Source organism: Neoroseomonas oryzicola (assembly GCF_012163135.1).
GTDB classification, from domain to species: domain Bacteria; phylum Pseudomonadota; class Alphaproteobacteria; order Acetobacterales; family Acetobacteraceae; genus Neoroseomonas; species Neoroseomonas oryzicola.
Window position 1 is genome coordinate 839,563 of sequence record NZ_JAAVUP010000002.1, and the last position, 18,835, is coordinate 858,397.

General features: G+C 71.7%; 23 protein-coding genes and 1 tRNA gene. 17 read left to right on the plus strand and 7 right to left on the minus strand.

The features are described from left to right. Positions 1-7: 7 nt before the first annotated feature. The 8 genes from nrdR to thiL all read left to right on the plus strand — a co-directional run bounded on the left by nrdR (position 8) and on the right by thiL (position 6,012). The gene (nrdR, locus tag GWK15_RS10530) at positions 8-463 is read left to right on the plus strand and encodes a transcriptional regulator NrdR (RefSeq protein WP_168041235.1); all 456 of its coding nucleotides are present in this window, start codon (positions 8-10) and stop codon (positions 461-463) included. 6 nt (positions 464-469) lie between these two features. Continuing rightward, complete coding sequence (locus GWK15_RS10535) at positions 470-1,138, plus strand: zinc metallopeptidase (RefSeq protein ID WP_209442111.1); 669 nt, start codon at positions 470-472, stop codon at positions 1,136-1,138. A 70-nt stretch (positions 1,139-1,208) separates the two neighbouring features. Further along, the gene (gene ribD / locus GWK15_RS10540; protein ID WP_168041236.1) at positions 1,209-2,315 is read left to right on the plus strand and encodes a bifunctional diaminohydroxyphosphoribosylaminopyrimidine deaminase/5-amino-6-(5-phosphoribosylamino)uracil reductase RibD; all 1,107 of its coding nucleotides are present in this window, start codon (positions 1,209-1,211) and stop codon (positions 2,313-2,315) included. Further along, entirely contained in the window at positions 2,315-2,926 is a 612-nt protein-coding gene (locus GWK15_RS10545) for a riboflavin synthase (RefSeq protein ID WP_168041237.1), read from the plus strand. The genes ribD and GWK15_RS10545 overlap by 1 nt, the downstream gene beginning before the upstream one ends. After that, on the plus strand, positions 2,923-4,062 hold the full coding sequence (ribB, locus tag GWK15_RS10550; protein WP_408891886.1) for a 3,4-dihydroxy-2-butanone-4-phosphate synthase: 1,140 nt from the start codon (positions 2,923-2,925) through the stop codon (positions 4,060-4,062). Before GWK15_RS10545 ends, ribB begins: the two co-directional genes overlap by 4 nt. Beyond that, complete coding sequence (locus GWK15_RS10555; protein WP_168041238.1) at positions 4,059-4,544, plus strand: 6,7-dimethyl-8-ribityllumazine synthase; 486 nt, start codon at positions 4,059-4,061, stop codon at positions 4,542-4,544. The genes ribB and GWK15_RS10555 overlap by 4 nt, the downstream gene beginning before the upstream one ends. Next, positions 4,541-5,047 (plus strand): transcription antitermination factor NusB, encoded by a 507-nt coding sequence (nusB, locus tag GWK15_RS10560; RefSeq protein ID WP_168041239.1) that lies wholly within the window; start codon positions 4,541-4,543, stop codon positions 5,045-5,047. The genes GWK15_RS10555 and nusB overlap by 4 nt, the downstream gene beginning before the upstream one ends. Then, positions 5,044-6,012, plus strand: a complete 969-nt coding sequence (thiL, locus tag GWK15_RS10565; RefSeq protein ID WP_168041240.1) for a thiamine-phosphate kinase — start codon at positions 5,044-5,046, stop codon at positions 6,010-6,012. Before nusB ends, thiL begins: the two co-directional genes overlap by 4 nt. A gap of 24 nt (positions 6,013-6,036) precedes the next feature. On the opposite strand, the gene GWK15_RS10570 is transcribed toward thiL, so the two are convergent. Beyond that, positions 6,037-6,564: an outer membrane protein assembly factor BamE gene (locus GWK15_RS10570; protein WP_168041241.1), complete on the minus strand. Its 528-nt coding sequence runs from the start codon at positions 6,562-6,564 to the stop codon at positions 6,037-6,039. Positions 6,565-6,650: 86 nt separating this feature from the next. On the opposite strand from GWK15_RS10570, the gene GWK15_RS10575 reads away from it, so the two are divergent. From GWK15_RS10575 to GWK15_RS10610, 8 genes are all read left to right on the plus strand, one after another. Then, the gene (locus GWK15_RS10575; RefSeq protein ID WP_245211518.1) at positions 6,651-7,190 is read left to right on the plus strand and encodes a ubiquinol-cytochrome C chaperone family protein; all 540 of its coding nucleotides are present in this window, start codon (positions 6,651-6,653) and stop codon (positions 7,188-7,190) included. Continuing rightward, on the plus strand, positions 7,180-7,680 hold the full coding sequence (locus tag GWK15_RS10580; RefSeq protein WP_338147231.1) for a YceD family protein: 501 nt from the start codon (positions 7,180-7,182) through the stop codon (positions 7,678-7,680). Before GWK15_RS10575 ends, GWK15_RS10580 begins: the two co-directional genes overlap by 11 nt. A gap of 104 nt (positions 7,681-7,784) precedes the next feature. Then, positions 7,785-7,985: a 50S ribosomal protein L32 gene (rpmF, locus tag GWK15_RS10585; protein WP_168041243.1), complete on the plus strand. Its 201-nt coding sequence runs from the start codon at positions 7,785-7,787 to the stop codon at positions 7,983-7,985. A 32-nt stretch (positions 7,986-8,017) separates the two neighbouring features. Then, a complete protein-coding gene (gene plsX, locus GWK15_RS10590) occupies positions 8,018-9,076 on the plus strand; it encodes a phosphate acyltransferase PlsX (protein WP_272870030.1) in 1,059 nt (352 codons plus the stop codon). Between the two features lie 16 nt (positions 9,077-9,092). Continuing rightward, on the plus strand, positions 9,093-10,073 hold the full coding sequence (locus GWK15_RS10595; RefSeq protein WP_168041244.1) for a beta-ketoacyl-ACP synthase III: 981 nt from the start codon (positions 9,093-9,095) through the stop codon (positions 10,071-10,073). A gap of 69 nt (positions 10,074-10,142) precedes the next feature. Then, positions 10,143-10,451, plus strand: a complete 309-nt coding sequence (locus GWK15_RS10600; RefSeq protein WP_209442159.1) for an integration host factor subunit alpha — start codon at positions 10,143-10,145, stop codon at positions 10,449-10,451. After that, the gene (locus GWK15_RS10605; RefSeq protein ID WP_168041246.1) at positions 10,448-10,873 is read left to right on the plus strand and encodes a MerR family transcriptional regulator; all 426 of its coding nucleotides are present in this window, start codon (positions 10,448-10,450) and stop codon (positions 10,871-10,873) included. Before GWK15_RS10600 ends, GWK15_RS10605 begins: the two co-directional genes overlap by 4 nt. Positions 10,874-10,919: 46 nt before the next feature. Beyond that, positions 10,920-10,996 (plus strand) — tRNA-Pro (locus GWK15_RS10610). Positions 10,997-11,018: 22 nt separating this feature from the next. Here GWK15_RS10610 and GWK15_RS10615 read toward each other — a convergent pair. Continuing rightward, positions 11,019-11,216 carry a DUF1127 domain-containing protein gene (locus tag GWK15_RS10615; protein ID WP_168041247.1) on the minus strand — a complete coding sequence of 66 codons (198 nt, stop codon included), beginning with the start codon at positions 11,214-11,216 and terminating at the stop codon, positions 11,019-11,021. After that, positions 11,213-11,608 carry a tautomerase family protein gene (locus GWK15_RS10620; RefSeq protein WP_168041248.1) on the minus strand — a complete coding sequence of 132 codons (396 nt, stop codon included), beginning with the start codon at positions 11,606-11,608 and terminating at the stop codon, positions 11,213-11,215. Before GWK15_RS10620 ends, GWK15_RS10615 begins: the two co-directional genes overlap by 4 nt. Positions 11,609-11,700: 92 nt before the next feature. Here GWK15_RS10620 and GWK15_RS10625 point away from each other — a divergent pair, with 92 nt between their 5' ends. Further along, on the plus strand, positions 11,701-12,588 hold the full coding sequence (locus tag GWK15_RS10625) for a LysR family transcriptional regulator (RefSeq protein WP_168041249.1): 888 nt from the start codon (positions 11,701-11,703) through the stop codon (positions 12,586-12,588). Between the two features lie 6 nt (positions 12,589-12,594). Here the strand turns inward: GWK15_RS10625 and GWK15_RS10630 are convergent, their stop codons facing one another. The 4 genes from GWK15_RS10630 to GWK15_RS10645 all read right to left on the minus strand — a co-directional run bounded on the left by GWK15_RS10630 (position 12,595) and on the right by GWK15_RS10645 (position 18,804). Further along, complete coding sequence (locus tag GWK15_RS10630) at positions 12,595-14,172, minus strand: ABC transporter substrate-binding protein (RefSeq protein WP_168041250.1); 1,578 nt, start codon at positions 14,170-14,172, stop codon at positions 12,595-12,597. A gap of 71 nt (positions 14,173-14,243) precedes the next feature. Next, positions 14,244-15,185, minus strand: coding sequence for a dimethyl sulfoxide reductase anchor subunit family protein (locus GWK15_RS10635; protein WP_168041251.1), 942 nt, complete (start codon positions 15,183-15,185; stop codon positions 14,244-14,246). After that, positions 15,182-15,925, minus strand: a complete 744-nt coding sequence (locus GWK15_RS10640; RefSeq protein ID WP_168041252.1) for a 4Fe-4S dicluster domain-containing protein — start codon at positions 15,923-15,925, stop codon at positions 15,182-15,184. Before GWK15_RS10640 ends, GWK15_RS10635 begins: the two co-directional genes overlap by 4 nt. Next, positions 15,922-18,804 carry a molybdopterin oxidoreductase family protein gene (locus GWK15_RS10645; protein WP_168041253.1) on the minus strand — a complete coding sequence of 961 codons (2,883 nt, stop codon included), beginning with the start codon at positions 18,802-18,804 and terminating at the stop codon, positions 15,922-15,924. Before GWK15_RS10645 ends, GWK15_RS10640 begins: the two co-directional genes overlap by 4 nt. Between the last annotated feature and the right edge of the window lie 31 nt (positions 18,805-18,835).

The window sequence follows — 18,835 nt, forward strand, 5'->3', positions numbered from 1 at the left end:
GTTCCGCATGCGTTGCCCCTTCTGCGGTGTCGAGGACACGCAGGTGAAGGACAGCCGCCCCGCAGAAGATGGCGCGGCGATCCGGCGCCGGCGCGCCTGTGCCTCCTGCGGGGCGCGCTTCACCACCTTCGAACGCGTGCAACTGCGCGAGATCACGGTCCTCAAGACCGATGGCCGGCGCGTGCCCTTCGACCGCGAGAAGCTCGCCCGGTCGGTCCGCGTCGCGCTGCGCAAGCGCCCGGTGGACGAGGACCGGATCGAGCGGCTGGTGAATTCCATCCAGCGTCGGCTCGAGACCGAGGGCGAGACCGAGATCCCCTCGCGCAAGATCGGCGAGCTGCTGATGGAATCCCTGAAGGAGCTGGACCAGGTCGCCTATGTCCGCTTCGCCAGCGTGTATCGCAACTTCAGCGAGGCGAAGGATTTCCAGGCCTTCCTCGGGGAGCTCGGCGGCAAGGAGTAGCCCTGCGTGCCATTGCTGGCCCTGGCCATACTGCTGGGCCTGGTCTTCGGGCCGATGCTGTGGGTGCGCTGGGTGATGGCCCGGCATGCCGACGACCGGCCGGACCTGCCGGGCACCGGCGGCGAGCTGGCGCGGCATCTGCTGGACGAGGCCGGGCTGCACCACGTCGCGGTCGAACCCACCGATGAGGGCGACCACTACGACCCCGCCGCCCCGGCCGTGCGGCTGGGACCCGGCCATCTCGACGGGCGCAGCATCACCGCCGTCGCGGTCGCGGCGCATGAGGTCGCGCATGCCGTGCAGCACCGGGACGGCGCGCGGCTGTTCGGGCTGCGCCTGGCGCTGGCGCGCATCGTCGCACCGCTGCGCATGGGCGCGATCGTGCTGATGACCGTGCTGCCGCTGGGCGGCGTCGCGGCCGGGGCGGGGCATCTGGTGCTGCCGTCGATGGCGCTGGCGCTCGCGGTCTTCGCGCTGTCGATCGCGCTGCAACTGGTGACCCTGCCGCTGGAATTCGATGCCTCCTTCGGCCGCGCCCTGCCGGCATTGCGCGCGGGGGACTACCTGGCGGAACGGGACCTCGGGGCGGCCCGGCGGGTGCTGCAGGCCGCCGCCATGACCTATCTGGCGGGGGCGCTGCTGTCGCTGCTGCGGCTGGCGCGGGTGGTGCGGTAGGCGGCGCGGAGCCGCCATGTCCGATGATACCTTGTCCGGCCCCGCCCGCTGCGGGACAAGGGCGACCCCCATGTCCGACGACGTCGCCCATATGCGCGCCGCCTTGGCGCTGGCCCGCCGGGGCCTCGGCAATGCCTGGCCGAACCCGGCCGTGGGCTGCGTCCTGGTGCGCCATGGCGAGGTGGTGGGGCGCGGCTGGACCCAGCCCGGCGGCCGCCCGCATGCGGAGACCGAGGCGCTGCGCCGAGCCGGATCCAAGGCGCGCGGTGCGACCGCCTACGTCACGCTCGAACCCTGTTCCCATCACGGCCGCACCCCGCCCTGCTGCAATGCGCTCGCCGAGGCCGGCGTCGCCCGCGTGGTGATGGCCATGCGCGACCCCGATCCGCGGGTGAACGGGCGGGGCCTCGCCATGCTGCGCGACGCCGCCATCGTGGTGGAGGAAGGGCTGCTGGAGGCCGAGGCGCGGGCGCTCAACGCCGGCTTCTTCCGCCGCATCGAAGCCGGGCTGCCGGTGGTCACGCTGAAGCTCGCGAGCACGCTCGACGGCCGCATCGCGACCGCCACCGGCGAAAGCCGCTGGATCACCGGCCCCGAGGCACGGCGCGAGGTCCATGCCCTGCGCGCCCGCCACGACGCCATCCTGGTCGGATCCGGCACGGTGCTGGCGGACGACCCGGACCTGACCTGCCGCATCCCGGGGATGGAGCGCGTGCCGATGCTGCGCGTCGTCGCCGATGCCCGATTGCGCACGCCGGCGACGGCCCGGCTGGTCGCCTCGGCGACGGAAGCGCCGTCCTGCATCGTCACCGCGCCGGGCCATCCGCCGGCCGCACTCGCCCCCTTCATCGCCGCGGGCGTCGCCGTCCTGACCGTCCCTGGCGCGGCGGAGGGGGGGCTCGACCTCAAGGCGCTGCTCGCCGCCCTGGCGCGGCGGGGGGTGACGCGGGTGCTGGCCGAAGGGGGTGCCGGCCTCGCCGCCGGTCTGCTGCGGGCGGGGCTGGTCGACCGGCTCGCCTGGTTCCACGCCCCGGGAATCATGGGGTCGGAGGGCTGGCCGGCGGCCGAGGGCTTGCGCCTTGCCGCGCTCGCCGCCATGCCTCGCTTCCGGCGGGTGGCGGTCAGGCCCCTCGGGGCCGATGTCCTGACCGAGTTCGAACGCCTGGAGGTCACCTGATGTTCACCGGGATCGTCACCGCGCTCGGCACGGTGCGGGAAGTGCAGCCGATCGGCGGCGGGCACGATTTGCGGCTCGTGATCGGCACCTCCCCGGATTTCCTCGGCGGGCCGACGCCGGCGGTGCTCGGCGCCTCCATCGCCTGCTCGGGCGTCTGCCTGACGGTGGTCCATCTGGCGGCCGACGCCTTCTCGGTCGACTGCTCGGCCGAGACGGTGTCCAAGACCACGGTCGGGTCCTGGAAGGCGGGGTCGCGCATCAACCTCGAACGCGCGCTGAAGGTCGGCGACGAGCTTGGCGGCCACCTGGTCGCGGGGCATGTCGACGGGGTGGGGGAGGTGCTCTCGGCGACGCCGGAGAACGCCTCGGTCCGCTGGCGCTTCCGCGTGCCGGCCGCGATCGCCCCCTACATCGCGCCCAAGGGCTCGGTCGCGATCGACGGCGTCTCCCTGACGGTCAACGAGGTTGACGGAGAGGTCTTCGGGGTCAACATCATCCCCCACACCGCCTCGGTCACCACCTTCGGCACGCTGCAACCCGGCGACAAGGTGAACATCGAGGCCGACATGATGGCCCGCTACGTGGCGCGGCTGCGGGAGTACGCGCGATGAGCGCCATGACGGCGGCCGACACGGTCCGCACCAGTTTCCACGACTTCATCGCGCCGACCGAGGACCTCCTGGAGGAGGCGCGGCGCGGGCGGATGTTCATCCTCGTCGACGACGAGGACCGCGAGAACGAGGGCGACCTCGTCATCCCCGCGCAATTCGCCACGCCGGATGCGATCAACTTCATGGCGCGCTATGCGCGCGGGCTGATCTGCCTCGCCATGACGCGTCACCGCGTCGACCAGCTCGGCCTGCCGCTGATGGCGCAGTCGAACGGCACCCGCCACCAGACCGCCTTCACGGTCTCGATCGAGGCGCGCGACGGCGTCACCACCGGCATCTCGGCGGCCGACCGCGCGCGCACCGTGGCGGTCGCGATCAACCCGGAACTCGGGCGCGAGCACATCGTCACCCCCGGCCACGTCTTCCCGCTGGTCGCGCGCGACGGCGGCACGCTGGTCCGCGCCGGGCATACGGAAGCCGCGGTCGACTTCGCGCGCATGGCCGGGCTCAACCCCGCGGGCGTGATCTGCGAGATCATGAACGAGGACGGCACGATGGCCCGCATGCCGGACCTCGTCGCCTTCGCGCAGCATCACGGCCTCAAGCTCGGCACCATCGCCGACCTGATCGCGCATCGCCGCCGCACCGAGCGCCTGGTCCGCCGCGTCGAGGATTCGATCCTGCCCCAGGCGATCGGCGGCGAATGGCGTGCGGTCGTCTACGGCAGCACGGTGACCGAGGGCGAGCACCTCGCGCTGATCAAGGGCGACGTGAGCGGCGACGAGCCGGTGCTGGTGCGGATGCACGCCGCCTCGCTGATCAACGACCTCGTCGCCGGGCGCACGCTGGGCGACCTGCACGGCGCGATGCGCGCGATCGCGGAGGAAGGGCGCGGCGTCGTCGTGCTGCTGCGCGATTCCCGTCCCGACGGCCTGTCGGACCAGCTGCGCCGCGGGCGCGGCCGCACCGTCGCGCCGGAGCTGCGCGACTACGGCATCGGCGCGCAGATCCTCACGGATCTCGGCGTGCGTCGCATGATCCGCCTGTCGAACCATCCCCGGCCGATCGTCGGCCTCGAGGGCTACGGAATCGAGGATGTCGAGATCCGGCCCATTCCCACGGACACGACCCCTTGAGCACCATCGACGCCCCCGAGCGCGGCGCCGCGACCCTTACCGGGCCCGCGCCGCGCATCCTCGCCATCGCCGCGCCCTACTACCGCGACGTGGTGGACGGCATGCTGCGCGGCGCGCGGCGCGTCTTCGACGACGTGAAGGCGACCGTCGAGGTGGCCGAGGTCGCCGGCGGCTACGAACTGCCTGCCGCCCTCGCCATGGCGCTGAAGGTGCCGGGCCGCTGGGACGGCTTCCTGCTGCTCGGCTGCGTCGTGAAGGGCGAGACCGACCACTACACCTTCATCTGCGACGCCATCTGCCACGGCGTGATGGATGTCTCGACGCGCAGCGCGGCTTCGATCGGCTTCGGGCTGCTGACGGTGGACACGCTCGCGCAGGCCGAGGCGCGTTCGCGCGACGACAACATGAACAAGGGCGCCGAGGCGGCCCATGCCGTGCTGGGGCAGATCGCGCTGGCGCGCCGATGGGGCCTCGCGGGATGAGCCAGCACCACCGCCCGAAGCCGACCGGCCGCCCGCGTACCGGCGCGCGCGTCGCCGCCGTGCAGGCGCTGTTCCAGTCCGAGCACACCGGCGAGAGCGCCGAGACGGTCGCGCAGCAGTTCATCCGCCACCGCATCGGCGCCGGCGACGCCGTCGCGCAGGAGGCCTTCGAGGAAGGCCGCGTGCCGCTCGCGCATATCCCCCTCTTCGAGGCGATCCTGAAGGCGGCGGCGACGCGGTCCGAGGAGGCGGATGCCGAGATCCGCGCGCATCTGAAGCAGGACTGGACGCTCGAGCGCCTCGACCCCGTGCTGCGCGCCCTGCTGCGCGCCGCGGCGGCGGAGCTGATGAACGGCGCCGAGCCGCCGGCGCGCGTGGTGATCAACGAATACCTCGACGTTGCGCGCGGCTTCCTCGACGACGAGACGGCGCGCTTCGCCAATGGCGTGCTCGACGCCCTGGCCCATGCGCTGCGCCCGGCGGAGTTCGGGCCGGCGCGGTGAGCCTGCCCCCCGAGTTCGCGCTGATCGCGCGCCATTTCCGGCCGCTGGCGGGGGAGGGGGCGCTCGATCTCGCCGACGATGCGGCGGTGCTCGACATCCCCGCCGGCCGGCGCCTGGTGATCGCCGCCGATGCGATGGTCGAGGGCGTGCACTACCTGCCGGACGACCCGCCGGACTCGGTGGGGAAGAAGCTGCTGCGGGTGAACCTCTCGGACCTCGCGGCGATGGGCGCGACGCCGCTCGGCTACCTGATGACCACGACCTTCGCGCGCGGCATCGCCGATGACTGGATCGCGGGCTTCGTGCGCGGCCTCGCGGAGGACCAGCGGGCCTTCGGACTGAGCGTGCTCGGGGGCGACACGGCGGCGACGCCGGGGCCGACCTGCCTGTCGCTGACCATCCTCGGCACCATCGCGCCGGGGGCGGTGCTGACCCGGGCAGGGGTGCAGGTGGGGGACGAGATCTGGGTCTCGGGCACCATCGGGGACGGCGCGCTGGGGCTGCGGGTGCTGCAGGGGGGCCTGCCGGCGGACGAAGCGGGGCACCTCGCGCGCCGCTACCGGCTGCCGGAGCCGCGGCTTGCGCTCGGCCAGGCGATCGCGGGGCTCGCCCATGCCGGCATGGATGTGTCGGACGGGCTGGTGCAGGACCTCGGCCATCTGTGCCGCGCCGGCGGCTGCGGGGCGGAGATCGAGGCGGCGCTGGCGCCGCTCTCCCCGCCCGCACGGGCGCTCGTCGACTCCGATCCGGCCCTGCTGCCGGTCGTGCTGACCGGGGGGGACGACTACGAGCTGCTGTTTTCCGCCGCGCCGGGCGATGCGGCGGCCGTGCTGGCGCGGGCCGCGGCGGCTGGGACCCCGGTCACGCGCATTGGCCGCTTCGTGCCGGGCGCGCCGGAGGTCTCGGTGCGCGGGCCTGACGGCGCGCCGCTGGCGTTGTCACGCCGGGGCTGGAGCCACTTCTGAAGCGGGCCGGCGCCCGGCGATCGATCAGCGGGCGGCGGTGGCGGCGCGCTGGCCGGGCAGGCTGGTCGGGCTGGTGCCGGCGCGATCGAGGCCCGGGCGGCCGATGCTGCCGAACAGAGCCTGCAGCAGGGAGCGCTCGGTGCCCGGCACCGGCGTCTCGCGCGAGACCATCTGCACGTTGCGCCCGTCCTGCTGGCCCAGTTCGCGGATGCCGCTGACCACGCCCTGGCGGTTGAAGGAGATGGCGACGACGCGGCGGTCCTCGATCTCCAGGAACCGGCCCGGCTGAATGCGGGAGCGGGCGCTGATGTAGTACCAGTTGTCCTCGTCGAAGGTGCCGCGGGCGGTCGGCGAGCCGAGCAGCGCCTCGACATCCGTGCGGGTCTGCACGCCAGGGGTGATCTGGGCGAGCTTCTCCGGGTCGACGCGGTTTCCGCGCTCGACCGCGGCGGGGCCGATACGATCGTTGATCCAGTCGCAGCCGCCGAGGAGGCCGAAGAGGACGAGGGTCGCCGCGAGGCGCGCGTTGACCGAACGGGAAGGGCGGGCCATGTCGCGGGAACCGATAGACACCATGCCGCCCGCGGGTCAACCGTGATGGCGGCCGGAGCCACCAGGGAACCATGGGAATCCTCGGCATGTTTCGCCGCCGGCCGCATGAGCGGGCCGGGTTCGACCTCTACGGGGCGGCCGTCGGCGCGGCCCGGACTCCGGCGATCTTCCTCGCCCTTGGCGTGCCCGACACGGTCGAGGGCCGCTTCGACCTGGTCAGCCTGCATGTCGCCCTGCTGATCCGGCGTCTCCGCGCGGATGCCGATCCGCGCGGTCCCCTGCTGGCCCAGGCGGTGTTCGACGCGATGTTCGCCGACATGGACCTCAACCTGCGCGAGATGGGCGTCGGCGACCTCTCGGTCGGCAAGAAGGTCCGCGAGGCCTGGGAGGCCTTCCACGGCCGGGCCCTCGCCGTCGAGGCCGCCTTGGAGTCGCAGGAGCCCGGGGCGCTGCCCGCGGTGCTGGCGCGCAACATCTGGCGCGCCGAGCCGCCGGCAGGCGCGCCGGAGCGCCTCGCGGCGCTGGCCCGCGCCCAGGCCGCGCATCTCGCCGGCCAGGACATCGCGGAACTGGTGGCGGGCCGCGCCACCTTCCTGCCGGCGGAGGACCTTCTGCGTGACGCCTGAATTCTCCCGCATGGTGAACCTGGCCCGCCTGCCGCCCGAGGGCCGGGAGGAACGGCTCGAGGCGAAGCCCGCCGAATGCGCGGCGCTCGCCAGGCGCTTCGGCATCCTCGGCGTCAACCGCCTCGTGGCCCGGCTGCGGCTGCGGCCCGAGCCTGGCGGCCTCGCGACCGTCGACGGGCGGCTGGAGGCCGAGGTCGTGCAGGCCTGCGTGGTGACGCTCGATCCCGTGGTCCAGGCGATGGACGAGCCGGTGCGCCTGCGCATCCTCGCCCCCGGCGAGGCGCCCTCGGAGGACCCCGAGGCGCCGGACGAGATCGAGGCGGAGGGGGACTCGGTCGACCTGGGCGAGGCGATCGCCGAGCAGCTGGCGCTGGCGCTGGACCCCTATCCGCGGGTGCCGGGCGCGGCCCTGCCGGGAGAGGGCGAGGGGGAGGAACCGCCGCCCTCGGGGCCCTTCGCGGGCCTCGCCGCCTTGCGAAAGCGCGGCTGAGGGCGGATTTCCGCCGCCGCGCGCTTGCGCCCGCCGGGGGCGGGTGCTAATGGCCCGCCCTCCCGCTATCCTGCATGACTATTTGACGAAAGAGGCTCGGCGCCATGGCCGTTCCGAAGAAAAAGGTTTCGCCCTCCCGCCGCGGCATGCGCCGTAGCCATGAGGCCCTGACCGCGCCCTCCTACCAGGAGTGCTCGAACTGCGGTGAGCTGAAGCGCCCGCACCATGTCTGCTCCCACTGCGGCCACTACGACGGCCGTGAGGTGGTGGCGGCCGAGCGCGTGGGCCAGACCGTCCGCAGCTGACGCGCGGAGCCGATGCGCACGCGACGGACCCGCTGAACGTGGCGCCGGTGACCCCGCCCTTCGCGCTGGCGATCGACGCCATGGGCGGGGATTCGGCCCCTGACATCGTGCTGGACGGCCTCGAACTGGCCGCCGAGCGCCATCCCGATGCCCGCTTCCTGCTGGTCGGGGATGAGGCGCTGGTGGCCGGCGGGCTTGCGCGCCGCAAGCGTGCGGCGCGGGCCTGCAGCCTGCGCCATGCGCCGGAACGCATCTCGGGCGACCTGAAGCCGACCGCGGCGCTGCGCGTGCGTGGGTCGTCCATGCGCATGGCGATCGACGCCGTCGCGACCGGGGAAGCCGCGGGCATCGTGTCGGCCGGCAATACCGGTGCGCTGATGGCGCTGTCGAAGATCGTCATCAAGACCATGCCCGAGATCGACCGGCCGGCGCTCGCCGCGATCGGTCCTTCGGCGCGTGGCGACGTGGTGCTGCTCGACCTCGGCGCCAACGTGGTCTGCGATGCGCGCAACCTGGTCGAGTTCGCCGTGATGGGCGACGCCTTCGCGCGCGCCGTGCTCGGCCTGACCAATCCGTCGATCGGCCTGCTCAATGTCGGCTCCGAGGAGCTGAAGGGCGACGATCGTGTGCGCAGCGCGGCCGAGGTGCTGCGCGACTCGCATATCGGCCCGCAGTTCCGCGGCTTCGTCGAAGGCCACGACATCACCGCCGGCACGACCGACGTGATCGTCACCGACGGCTTCACCGGCAATGTCGCTCTCAAGACCGGCGAGGGCGCGCTGAAGCTGATGCGCGACCTGCTGCGCCAGGTCTTCACCAGTTCCGTGCCCGCGCGGCTCGGCTACCTCCTGGCGCGACCGGCGCTCGACCGGCTGCGCGAATGGATGGATCCGCGCCGCTACAACGGCGCGATCCTGATCGGCCTCAACGGCGTCGTCGTGAAGTCCCATGGCGGGACGGACGCGCTCGGCTTCGCCCATGCCGTCGACGTCGCCATGGACATGGTGACGCACGGCTTCAACGAGCGTATCCGTGACGGCCTCTCTCGCCTGTCCACCGCGGGCCCGCGCGTCGCCGCCGATCCCCGCTGAAAGCAAGAAGGCCCATATGGTCCTGCGTGCGACGATCGCCGGCTGCGGCGGCTACCTGCCCGAGCGGCGGCTCTCCAACGACGAACTCGCCGCGCAGTACGGAATCGAGACCTCCGACGCCTGGATCCGCGAACGGACCGGCATCTGCTTCCGCCACATCGCCGCGCCGGAGGAGACCGCCTCCGACATGGGCGCGGCCGCGGCGCGGGAAGCGCTCGCGCAGGCCGGGGTCGATGCGAGTGAGGTCGATGCGATCCTGGTCGCGACCTCGACGCCCGATTCCGCCTTCCCTGCGACCGCTGTGCGCATCCAGGCCAAGATCGGTGCGACCAAGGGCTTCGCCTTCGACATGGCGGCGGCCTGCACCGGCTTCGTCTATGGGCTGGGCGTGGCCGACTCGCTGATCCGGACGGGCCAGGCGCGCTGCGTGCTGGTGATCGGCACCGAGGTCTATTCCCGCATCCTCGACTGGACCGACCGCGGCACCTGCGTGCTGTTCGGCGACGGCGCCGGCGCCGTTCTGCTGCGCGCCGAGGAGAATGGCGGCACCACCGCCGATCGCGGCCTGCTGTCCTGCCACCTGCATTCGGATGGCCGCTTCGGCGACATCCTGCATATCGAGGGCGGCGCCGGTTCGACCGGCGGGCCGGGCCTGCTGCGCATGGCGGGCAAGGAAGTCTTCCGCCACGCGGTGACGAAGCTCGCCGCCGTGGTCGACGAGGCGCTGGGCGCCAACGGCCTGACGCATGCCGACATCCGCTGGCTGGTGCCGCACCAGGCCAATGCCCGCATCATCGACGCCATGGGCCGCAAGCTGAACCTGCCGTCGGAGCGGGTGGTGGTGACGGTCGACAAGCACGCCAACACCTCGGCCGCATCCATCCCGCTCGCGCTGAACGAAGCGCGGCGCGACGGGCGCATCGCCGATGGCGACCTGGTCGTCATGGAGGCGATCGGCGGCGGCCTGACCTGGGGTGCGGCACTCGCCCGCTTCTGATCGCGGTTGACGCCCGCCCCGGTTCCCGGTTTCCTTCGCAAGATCAAGGGGCTGCGGGACCGAATGAGCATGAACACCGTGACGCGCGCGCAGCTGGCCGAGGCCGTCTATGCCAATGTCGGCCTGTCGCGCAACGAAAGCGCCGCGCTGCTCGAGACCGTGCTGGAACGCATGTCCGCCGCGCTCGAGGCCGGGGAGGCCGTGAAGATCTCGGCCTTCGGCACTTTCCTGGTGCGCCAGAAGGGCCAGCGCATCGGGCGCAACCCCAAGACGGGCGTCGAAGTGCCGATCCTGCCGCGCAAGGTCCTGTCCTTCCGTCCGTCCCAGGTGCTGAAGGCACGGATCAACCACGAGCCGGTCGAGGCGGGCGAGGAATGAGCGAGGACCTCCCGCAGGACGAGGGCAAGGCGCGGCTGCGCAAGGCGCCGACCGCCTTCCGCACCATCAGCGAGGTGGCGGACGACCTGCACATCCCGCAGCACGTCCTGCGCTTCTGGGAGACCAAGTTCCCGCAGCTCAAGCCGCTGAAGCGCGGCGGTGGTCGCCGCTACTACCGCCCTGAGGACATCGCGCTGCTGCGGCGGATCTCGGACCTGCTCTACACCCAGGGCTACACGATCAAGGGCGTGCAGCGCCTGCTGCGCGACGGCACGGACGAAGGGCCGCAGGCTGGCGTGACGGGCGAGCTGCCGCTGGGCGATCCGCCACCGGCCGCCGAGGAGCAGGAGACGGCCGCGCTGCGCCAGGCGCTGGCGGACCTCGAACAGATTGCCCGGGAATTGCGCGCCCTGGCGGCCTGAGGGGCTTCAAAGGCGGCGCCGCGGGTGCTACACGGCGCGCCTCGGTCGGGCAGTAGCGCAGCCTGGTAGCGCATCAGTCTGGGGGACTGGGGGTCGTGGGTTCGAATCCCGCCTGCCCGACCATCCCATCCCCCATCCGGTCTTCTCAATCCTTCCAGAACGGCTTCGCGCATTCGCGCTGCACGTCGTAGGGCGTGAGGCCCGCGTCGCGCATCTCGCGCGAGGTCATCCGCGCCATGTCGTCGCGGTCCCGCAGGCGGGCGAGCCAGCGTTCGGCCATCGCGCGCCAGGTGCCGGGACGCGCCGGGGCCTGCAGGGGCAGGGCAGTCAGGTGCGCGCTCATGCCATCGCCTCCGCCGGCGCCATCTGCGCGATGCCCGCGCCGAAGGACCAGTCGACCGGGGTGTTCTCAAGCAGGACGACCATCACGTCCTCGGGCCGGATGCCGATGGCGCGCACGCGCCGCGCGATGGCGGCGTAGAGCGCGCGCTTCTTGTCCTCGGACCGGCCGCGCCGGAACGCCACCTGCACCACCGAGGCGCCCGGCCCGCGATCGACGCCGAAATAGGTGCGGTCGAGGATCAGGCGCCGCGGGGCGTGCTCGGCGATGACCTGGAAGCGGTCGTTGTGCGGGACGTCCACCGTCTCGACCAGCGAGTCGTGGACGGCGTCGGCGAAGGCGGCGATGCGCGCCTCCGGCCAGCCCTGCGGGATGTCGATGCGGACGAGGGGCATGGGTGTCCTCCTTGCTGCACCGGAATCTGCGGCGTCGAACGGTCGGCGATAATCAGCTATCCTGGACAAGGATTGCTGAACTGGAGTCCGTAATGGGCCAATCGGACGAGATGGCGGCCTTCCTGCGTATCGTCGATCGCGGCGGGTTCTCGGCCGCCGCGCGGGGATCGGCGCTGACCGCCTCGGCACTGTCGAAACTGGTGCAGCGGCTCGAGGCGCGGCTCGGCGTGCGGCTGCTGACGCGGACGACGCGGCGCATCGCCCTGACGCCGGAAGGGGAGACCTATGCCGCGCGCGCCCGCGACGTGCTTGCGCTGATCGAGGCCGCGGAGACCGAGGTCACCGCCGGGCGGGGCCGTCCGCGCGGGCATCTGCGCGTCAACACCAGCACCGCCTATGCGCGGCACCGTCTGATCCCGATCCTGCCCGCCTTCTTCGCCGCGTATCCGGACGTGACCGTCGACCTGACGGTCACCGACCGACGCGTCGACCTTGTTGCCGAAGGTGTGGACGTGCTGCTGCGCACCGGCGTGCTCGACGATCCGGGCCTGATCGCGCGCAAGGTCGCCACCGGGCGGCGGCTGATCTGCGCGGCGCCGTCCTACCTCGCGCGGCGCGGCATGCCTGTGCGGCCGGCGGACCTGCTGAACCACGACTGCATCGCGCTGCACGGGCAATCGCGCATGACCGCCTGGCCGTTCCGCGACGGGGAGGGCATCTCGATCCTGTCGGTGCGCGGCCCGGCCGCGACCGACAGCGCGGAGGCGCTGCAGGACATGGCGATCGCGGGGATGGGCATCATCCGCGTCAGCGAGTTCATGGTGCGCGACGCGATCGCTGCCGGGCAGTTGGTGACGCTGCTGGATGCCGAGCACGCATCCGAGGAAGTGCCGATCTGGGCCGTCACCGCGCCCGGTCGGCACCGGATGCCGCGCGTGCGGGCCTTCGTCGATTTCGTCGCCGCGCGGGCGGCGGCCTGAGGCGCTTCAGCCCCGCCGCACCGCCTGCGGCAGGAAGGCGCCGTTGTAGTAGGGCGTCACCGACAGGGGCTTGCGCGCCGCGTAGACATAGGCCGGGTGGTAGATCATGTGCATGATCGCCTCCTCGCCGATCGCGATCTCGGCCGCGCGGGCCAGCAGGCCGTTGCGCTTCGCCTCGTCCATCTCGGTCAGCGCCTGCGCGACCAGCGCATCGCCGCGCGGGCTCGAATGCCGCGTGCGGTTCGCGGTGCCTAGGCCCTGCGCCTGGTTGAAGGTGTGGATCAGCGCGCGGTACGCGTAGGAGACGTTGTCCGCGCCGTATTGCGCGGCGAAGACGCTGAATTGCTGGCGCGCCGCGGCGGGGAAGAAGGCCGCGTTGGGCAGGGTCGCGACCTCAGTCCGCACGCCGATGCGCGTCCAGAACTGCGCGATCGCCTGGGCGACCTTCTCGTCGTTCGGGTAGCGGTCGTTGGTGGCGTGCAGCGTGATCTGGAAGCCGTTCGGATAGCCGGCCTCGGCCAGCAGGCGCCGTGCGCGCTCGGGGTCGTAGGGCGTCACGCCGAGCGCGGCGGAGGTGCCCGGCGTGCCGTCCGGCAGCAGGTTGGAGGCGACGGTCGCCGCCCCTTCCATCACCCGCTCGACGATCGCCTGGCGGTTGATGGCGAGCGACAGCGCCTGGCGCACCCGGACATCCTTGAGCGGGTTGCGCGTCATGGGCTGGCCAGCGGCGTCGCGCAGATGCGGCGTCACGTCGCGGTCCATGTCCATCGAGATGTACATCACGCGCATGCCCGCGATCTGCGTGACGTTGAGGTTCGCGTCGCGCCGCAGGCGCGAGATGTCCTGCACCGCGACCTCGTCGATCGCCTGCACGTCGCCGGCGAGCAGCGCCGCGAGGCGGCTCGCATCCGAGGCGATGACGCGGAAATTCGCCTCGGCGAAGGCGGGGGCCGCGCCGAACCAGTGCGGGTTGCGGCGCATCGCGACGAATTCGCCGAAGCGGTAGTCGGCCAGGGTGTAGGGCCCGGAGAAGATCTTCACGGCCTGGCTGTTGAAGTCGGCGGTGCGCAGGTTGGGGCCGAGGGCCTTCGAGATGACCGCCACCTCGGTCATGTCCTCGACCATGAAGGGGTAGGGGGAGGCGGTGTGCAGCAGGATGGTGCGCGCATCCGTCACCTCGGCCCGCGTGATGGCGCGGACGAAGATGTGGTAGGCGCCGGCCGAACCCTCGATGGTCGGGACGCGGGCGACGGAATAGGCGACGTCCTCGGCGGTGATCGGGCTGCCGTCGCTGAACTTGGCGTCGGCGCGGACCTTGAATTCCCAGGCCTTGCCGTCGTTCACCGGCCGCCAGGATTCGGCCACGCCCGGTTCGGGCTTGCCGTCGGGCGTCATGCCGACCAGGCGCGCATGCAGGGCGCGCAGCAGGTTCTGCTCGCCCGAAAGCCGGAAATGCGGGTCCATCGAGGTAGGGCTGAGTTTCAGCCCGGCCCGTAGCGAGTCCGCCTGGGCCCCCGCGATCCGGGGCAGCGCGAGCGCGGCGGCCGTGGCCCCGGCCGCGCGCAGGAATTCCGAGCGCTTCATCCTCGACGCCTCCTCCCTATTCTTGCCGGCCATCCTCGGTCAGGGCGGCCGGCGGGAGCAAGCGCGGCGGATCAGCCCCGCGTATCGGCCCCGTAGTAGAGCGCGACGGTGTGGGTCGCCTCGGCGAACATCAGCCAGCGTTCGGCCATCAGCCCGACCATGGCGAGCGCCGCGGCGGCGAAGGCGCAGATCCCCGCCACCACGCCGCCGGTCACCAGGGCGAGCGCCAGCAGCACCGCCGGTGCGGCGAAGCCCGCGAGGCTCGCGATGGTGCGCAGCCGGGCCGCATGGACGCGGGCGATGCGGAAGGCCATCTCGCGCAGCAGGTAGTTCGTCTCGGTGTGCGGCGGGTCGAGCACGCGCACCTTGCCGATGGCCCCGAGGCCGGTTGCCGTTTCCATCGTCGAGACAGGCCGGGCGCCGTCGACGCTCGCCCAATAGACCCGCTTCAGCAGGAAGGCCGCCGCGCCGAGCACCGCCGCGATCGCCGCCGGCGCCGCCGCCTGGCCCCAGAAGCCCGCCAGCATCGCGAGCAGCGCCGCGCCGGAGAAGGCGGCGAACAGCAGGTAGCCCGGCGTGACCAGCGGGTGGTGCCACTGCCGGATGGTCGGCAGCGAGGCGTAGATCATGCCGGTGCAATAGACGGTGATCGCCGCGCCAAGGGCCGAGAGCAGCCCCATCGCCGTGGCGAGCGCCGTGTGGTCGCCGATGACCGAGAGGAACAGCAGCCCCGCCGGCCCGAAGGTCACGACCGCCGCGACGCCCTCGCGCGACAGCCAGGAGGACCGCCACTGGCTCAGCGCCCGCCAGGCGCGCTCTGGCCGGCCGAGATGCGCCATCGACGACAAGAGCCCGAACATGATCAGCACGAGTGCGAGGCCGACGGCCGCCGCGCCGAAGCCGGGGCTGGCGGGCACCCAGCCGAGCGGGCGCAGCAGCCCGGTCCAGAACAGCAGCCCGTAGCCAGCGCCGGACGCCACGGTGAAAAAGACGATGGACGGCGCGGGATTCATCGGGACAGCACCTTGTCGACCCAGCGCAGCAGCGGGTTCGTGATCTGCGAGGGCAGGGGGCCGGCGTCCTTCGGCGGGCCGGCATCGGCCTTGGGCGCGCGGCGCGGCGGCAGGTAGCGGTTGACGGGCTTGTAACCGAGCTCGGGCATCAGCTCGATGCCGCCGCGCTCGGCCACCAGCTTCGACACTGCGCTGTCCGGATCGCCGAGGTCGCCGAAATGCCGCGCATTGGCCGGGCAGGTGGAAACGCAGGCGGGGACGCGGCGCTCTTCCGGGATGTGCTCGTTGTAGATGCGGTCGACGCAGAGCGTGCACTTCTTCATCACGCCCTGGTCGTCGTCGAATTCGCGCGCGCCATAGGGGCAGGCCCAGGCGCAGAGCTGGCAGCCGATGCACATGTCGGTGTTGACCAGCACGATGCCGTCCTCGGCGCGCTTGTAGGACGCGCCGGTGGGGCAGACGGTGACGCAGGCCGGCGTCTCGCAATGCAGGCAGGAGCGGGGGAAGTGGACGGTGCGGCCGTCCTCGCCATCTCCGGCCTCGTAAGAATGGACGCGGTTGAACCAGACGCCTTCCTGGCCGGCAGAATAGGGATGCCGGTCGGGCAGCGGGGCCATGTGGCCGCTGGTGTTCCATTCCTTGCAGTTGGTCGCGCAGGCCTGGCAGCCGACGCAGGTGTCGAGGTCGATGACGAGGCCGAGCTTCTTGGCCCCCGGCTTGCTCTCGGGCAGGGACGTCACGGCTGCTTCTCCCCGGCAGCGTCGCGCGAGGAGCGCGCACTGGAATCATAGCGCAGGATGTCGGGCGGATCCGGCATGTCGGGCGGCGGATCGAGCATGGTGGGGAAGGGATCGGTGACGCCTTCCTCGCCAGGCGCGCACTTCGTCACCTTCACCCGCAGATCGTACCAGGCGGCCTGGCCGGTGATGGGGTCGGCATTCGCGAGCCGCGGGCCGGTCTGCGCCGGCAGCCATTCGCTGATCACGTGGTTCAGCAGGAAGCCGCGCTGCGCCTCGGCCGCATCCGGCGACAACATCCAGGCCCCGGCGCGCTTGCCGATCGCGTTCCAGGTCCAGACCGTGTCGCGGTTCACGCCTTCCATCAGCGACAGCTGCGCCTTCACGCGGCCGGCGCGGCTTTCCACCCACACCCAGTCGTCCTGGGCGAGGCCCTCGGCCGTCGCACGCTCGCGCGACATGTACAGCTTGTTCGACCCGTGGATCTGCCGCAGCCAGGCGTTCATCGATCCCCAGGAATGGTACATCGCCATCGGCCGCTGCGTGACGGCGGACAGCGGGAAGGGATCGGTGTCGTGCTGCTGCTGCTCGAGCGGCGCGTACCAGAAGGGCAGCGGGTCGCAATAGGTGCGCACGCGCTCGCGCAGGTGCTCCGGCGGCTGCTTCGCACCGTGGCCCTGCGCGGCGAGGCGGAACTTCTGCAGCGGCTCCGACCAGATCTGCAGCACGATCTGGTTGGACTGGCCCTGCATGCCCATCGCCTTGGAATTGGCGAGATACGTCGCGTTGGCGTGCTTGAAGTAGGATTCTTCCGGCGCGAGGTGGTGGCGCCAGAAGCAGCCATTCTCGATGTAGCGCTGCAGCTGGTCCTTGTTCGGCTCGCCGACGCCCTTCTTCGACCCGTCCTCCCCGCGCCAGCCGGCGAGCGGGCCCACGCCCGGCATGCGCTGGTGGTTCGTCAGGTAGTCCGGATAATCCTTGAACTTCGGCGACCCGTCCTCCTTCACGAAGGCGGGCAGGCCGAGCCGCGCGCCGAGCTCGATCAGCACTTCCTGGAAGGGCCGCACGTCGCGGTCGGGCTTGATCACCGGCTGGCGGATGGCATCGCCCGGCCCGTGCGAGGACCCGATCGGACGGTCGAGGATGCTGATCGCGTCCCAGCGTTCCAGATACGTCGTGTCCGGCAGGATCAGGTCGGCGTAGGGGACCGTCTCGCTGAAATAGGCGTCGGAGTAGATGACGTGCGGGATGACGTAGTCGCCGTTCTTGTCCTGCGCCGTCAGGCAGCGGATGCTCTCCATCGGGTTCATGGCGCTGTTCCAGGCCATGTTCGCCATGAACATGAAGAGCGTGTCGATCTTGTAGGGATCACCCTTCTCGGCATTGCCGATGACGGTGTGCATCATCCCGTGCAGGCCGAGCGGCGCTTCCCAGGAGAAGGAATGGTCGATCCGCAGCGGCGTGCCGTCATCCTCCACGAGCAGGTCGTCCGGCCCATGGGTGAAGGACAGGATATTGCCCGCGAGCGGCGTGTTGGGCTTCGCCCCCTTGCCGGCGGGGCCGGGCCCCGGCGGGATGGGCCGCGGGAAGGGCGACTTGTAGCGCCAGGAACCGGGCGTATCGACCGCGCCGAGCAGCATCTGCAGGATGTGCAGCGCGCGGCAGGTGTGGAAGCCGTTGGAATGCGCGCTGATGCCGCGCATCGCGTGGAAGGCGACCGGCCGGCCGACCATCGTGTCGTGCTTGCGGCCCCAGACATCGGTCCAGGGGATGTCGAGGGTCAGCGGCTGGTTGAAGGCGATGTCGGCCACTTCCGCCGCGAGGCGCCGGATGCGGTCGGCGCCGATGCCGCACCGCTCGGCCACCGCCTCGGGCGCATATTCCGCGCCGAGGTAGCGTTCCGCCATGAGGTGGAAGACCGGCTGCGCCTTGCGGCCGTCGGGCAGGGAGAACTCGCCGACCAGCACGGGCGACAGGTCCGCCGTTTCGGCCGCGATCGCGCCGCGGGCGCGGTCCCAGGCGAGCGGCTTGCCGTCGGCGTCGCGCGCGAAGAGCCCGTCATCCGCCCCGCCCGGATTGCGCACCACGAGCCAGGGCGCGTTGGTGTAGCGGACCAGGAACTCGCCATCGACGCGGTCGGTGCGCAGCAATTCGTGGATCAGCGCCATCACGAACAGCCCGTCCGTGCCCGGGCGGATGCCGACCCATTCATCGGCCACGGCGGAATAGCCGGTGCGGACCGGGTTCACGGAGACGACCTTCGAGCCCCGCTTCTTCAGCGCCGCGAGCCCGGTCTTGATCGGGTTGGAATCATGGTCCTCGGCGACGCCGAAGATCATCAGGTACTTCGCGTGCTCCCAGTCGGGCTCGCCGAATTCCCAGAAGGACCCGCCGATGGTGTAGAGCCCGCCGGCCGCCATGTTCACCGAGCAGAAGCCGCCATGCGCGGCGAAGTTCGGCGTGCCGAACTGCGCGGCCCAGAAGCCGGTGAGCGACTGAGACTGGTCGCGGCCGGTGAAGAAGGCGAGCTTCTTCGGATCCGTCTCCCGCACATGCTTCAGCCAGCCGGTGGCGATATCCATCGCCTCGTCCCAGGAGATCTCGGCGAACTCGCCCGATCCGCGCGGCCCGACGCGCTTCAGCGGCGCCTGGAGCCGCGCCGGGGAATACTGCGTCATGATCCCGGCGCTGCCCTTGCCGCAGAGCACGCCCTTGTTCACCGGATGGTCCGGATTGCCCTCGATGTAGCGGACGCGGCCGTCCTTGAGGTGCACGCGGATGCCGCAGCGGCAGGCGCACATGTAGCAGGTGGTGGTCTTCACCTCGTCGCCGATCGGCGCCGAGTAGATGATCCTGTCCGTGGCGGCGCCGTCGTCCGGCATATTCTTTCCCGTCCCTCGCGTTCCGGAGACG

Coding starts and splice junctions, on each gene's coding strand:
- ribD (WP_168041236.1), top strand. CDS start 1,209: ATGTCCGACGACGTCGCCCATATGCGCGCCGCCTTGGCGCTGGCCCGC.
- GWK15_RS10615 (WP_168041247.1), bottom strand. CDS start 11,216: ATGAGCGCGCACCTGACTGCCCTGCCCCTGCAGGCCCCGGCGCGTCCC.
- GWK15_RS10635 (WP_168041251.1), bottom strand. CDS start 15,185: ATGAATCCCGCGCCGTCCATCGTCTTTTTCACCGTGGCGTCCGGCGCT.
- GWK15_RS10645 (WP_168041253.1), bottom strand. CDS start 18,804: ATGCCGGACGACGGCGCCGCCACGGACAGGATCATCTACTCGGCGCCG.
- GWK15_RS10625 (WP_168041249.1), top strand. CDS start 11,701: ATGGGCCAATCGGACGAGATGGCGGCCTTCCTGCGTATCGTCGATCGC.
- nusB (WP_168041239.1), top strand. CDS start 4,541: ATGAGCCAGCACCACCGCCCGAAGCCGACCGGCCGCCCGCGTACCGGC.
- rpmF (WP_168041243.1), top strand. CDS start 7,785: ATGGCCGTTCCGAAGAAAAAGGTTTCGCCCTCCCGCCGCGGCATGCGC.
- GWK15_RS10575 (WP_245211518.1), top strand. CDS start 6,651: ATGTTTCGCCGCCGGCCGCATGAGCGGGCCGGGTTCGACCTCTACGGG.
- GWK15_RS10545 (WP_168041237.1), top strand. CDS start 2,315: ATGTTCACCGGGATCGTCACCGCGCTCGGCACGGTGCGGGAAGTGCAG.
- GWK15_RS10620 (WP_168041248.1), bottom strand. CDS start 11,608: ATGCCCCTCGTCCGCATCGACATCCCGCAGGGCTGGCCGGAGGCGCGC.
- GWK15_RS10630 (WP_168041250.1), bottom strand. CDS start 14,172: ATGAAGCGCTCGGAATTCCTGCGCGCGGCCGGGGCCACGGCCGCCGCG.
- GWK15_RS10595 (WP_168041244.1), top strand. CDS start 9,093: ATGGTCCTGCGTGCGACGATCGCCGGCTGCGGCGGCTACCTGCCCGAG.
- ribB (WP_408891886.1), top strand. CDS start 2,923: ATGAGCGCCATGACGGCGGCCGACACGGTCCGCACCAGTTTCCACGAC.
- GWK15_RS10570 (WP_168041241.1), bottom strand. CDS start 6,564: ATGGCCCGCCCTTCCCGTTCGGTCAACGCGCGCCTCGCGGCGACCCTC.
- GWK15_RS10600 (WP_209442159.1), top strand. CDS start 10,143: ATGAACACCGTGACGCGCGCGCAGCTGGCCGAGGCCGTCTATGCCAAT.
- nrdR (WP_168041235.1), top strand. CDS start 8: ATGCGTTGCCCCTTCTGCGGTGTCGAGGACACGCAGGTGAAGGACAGC.
- GWK15_RS10605 (WP_168041246.1), top strand. CDS start 10,448: ATGAGCGAGGACCTCCCGCAGGACGAGGGCAAGGCGCGGCTGCGCAAG.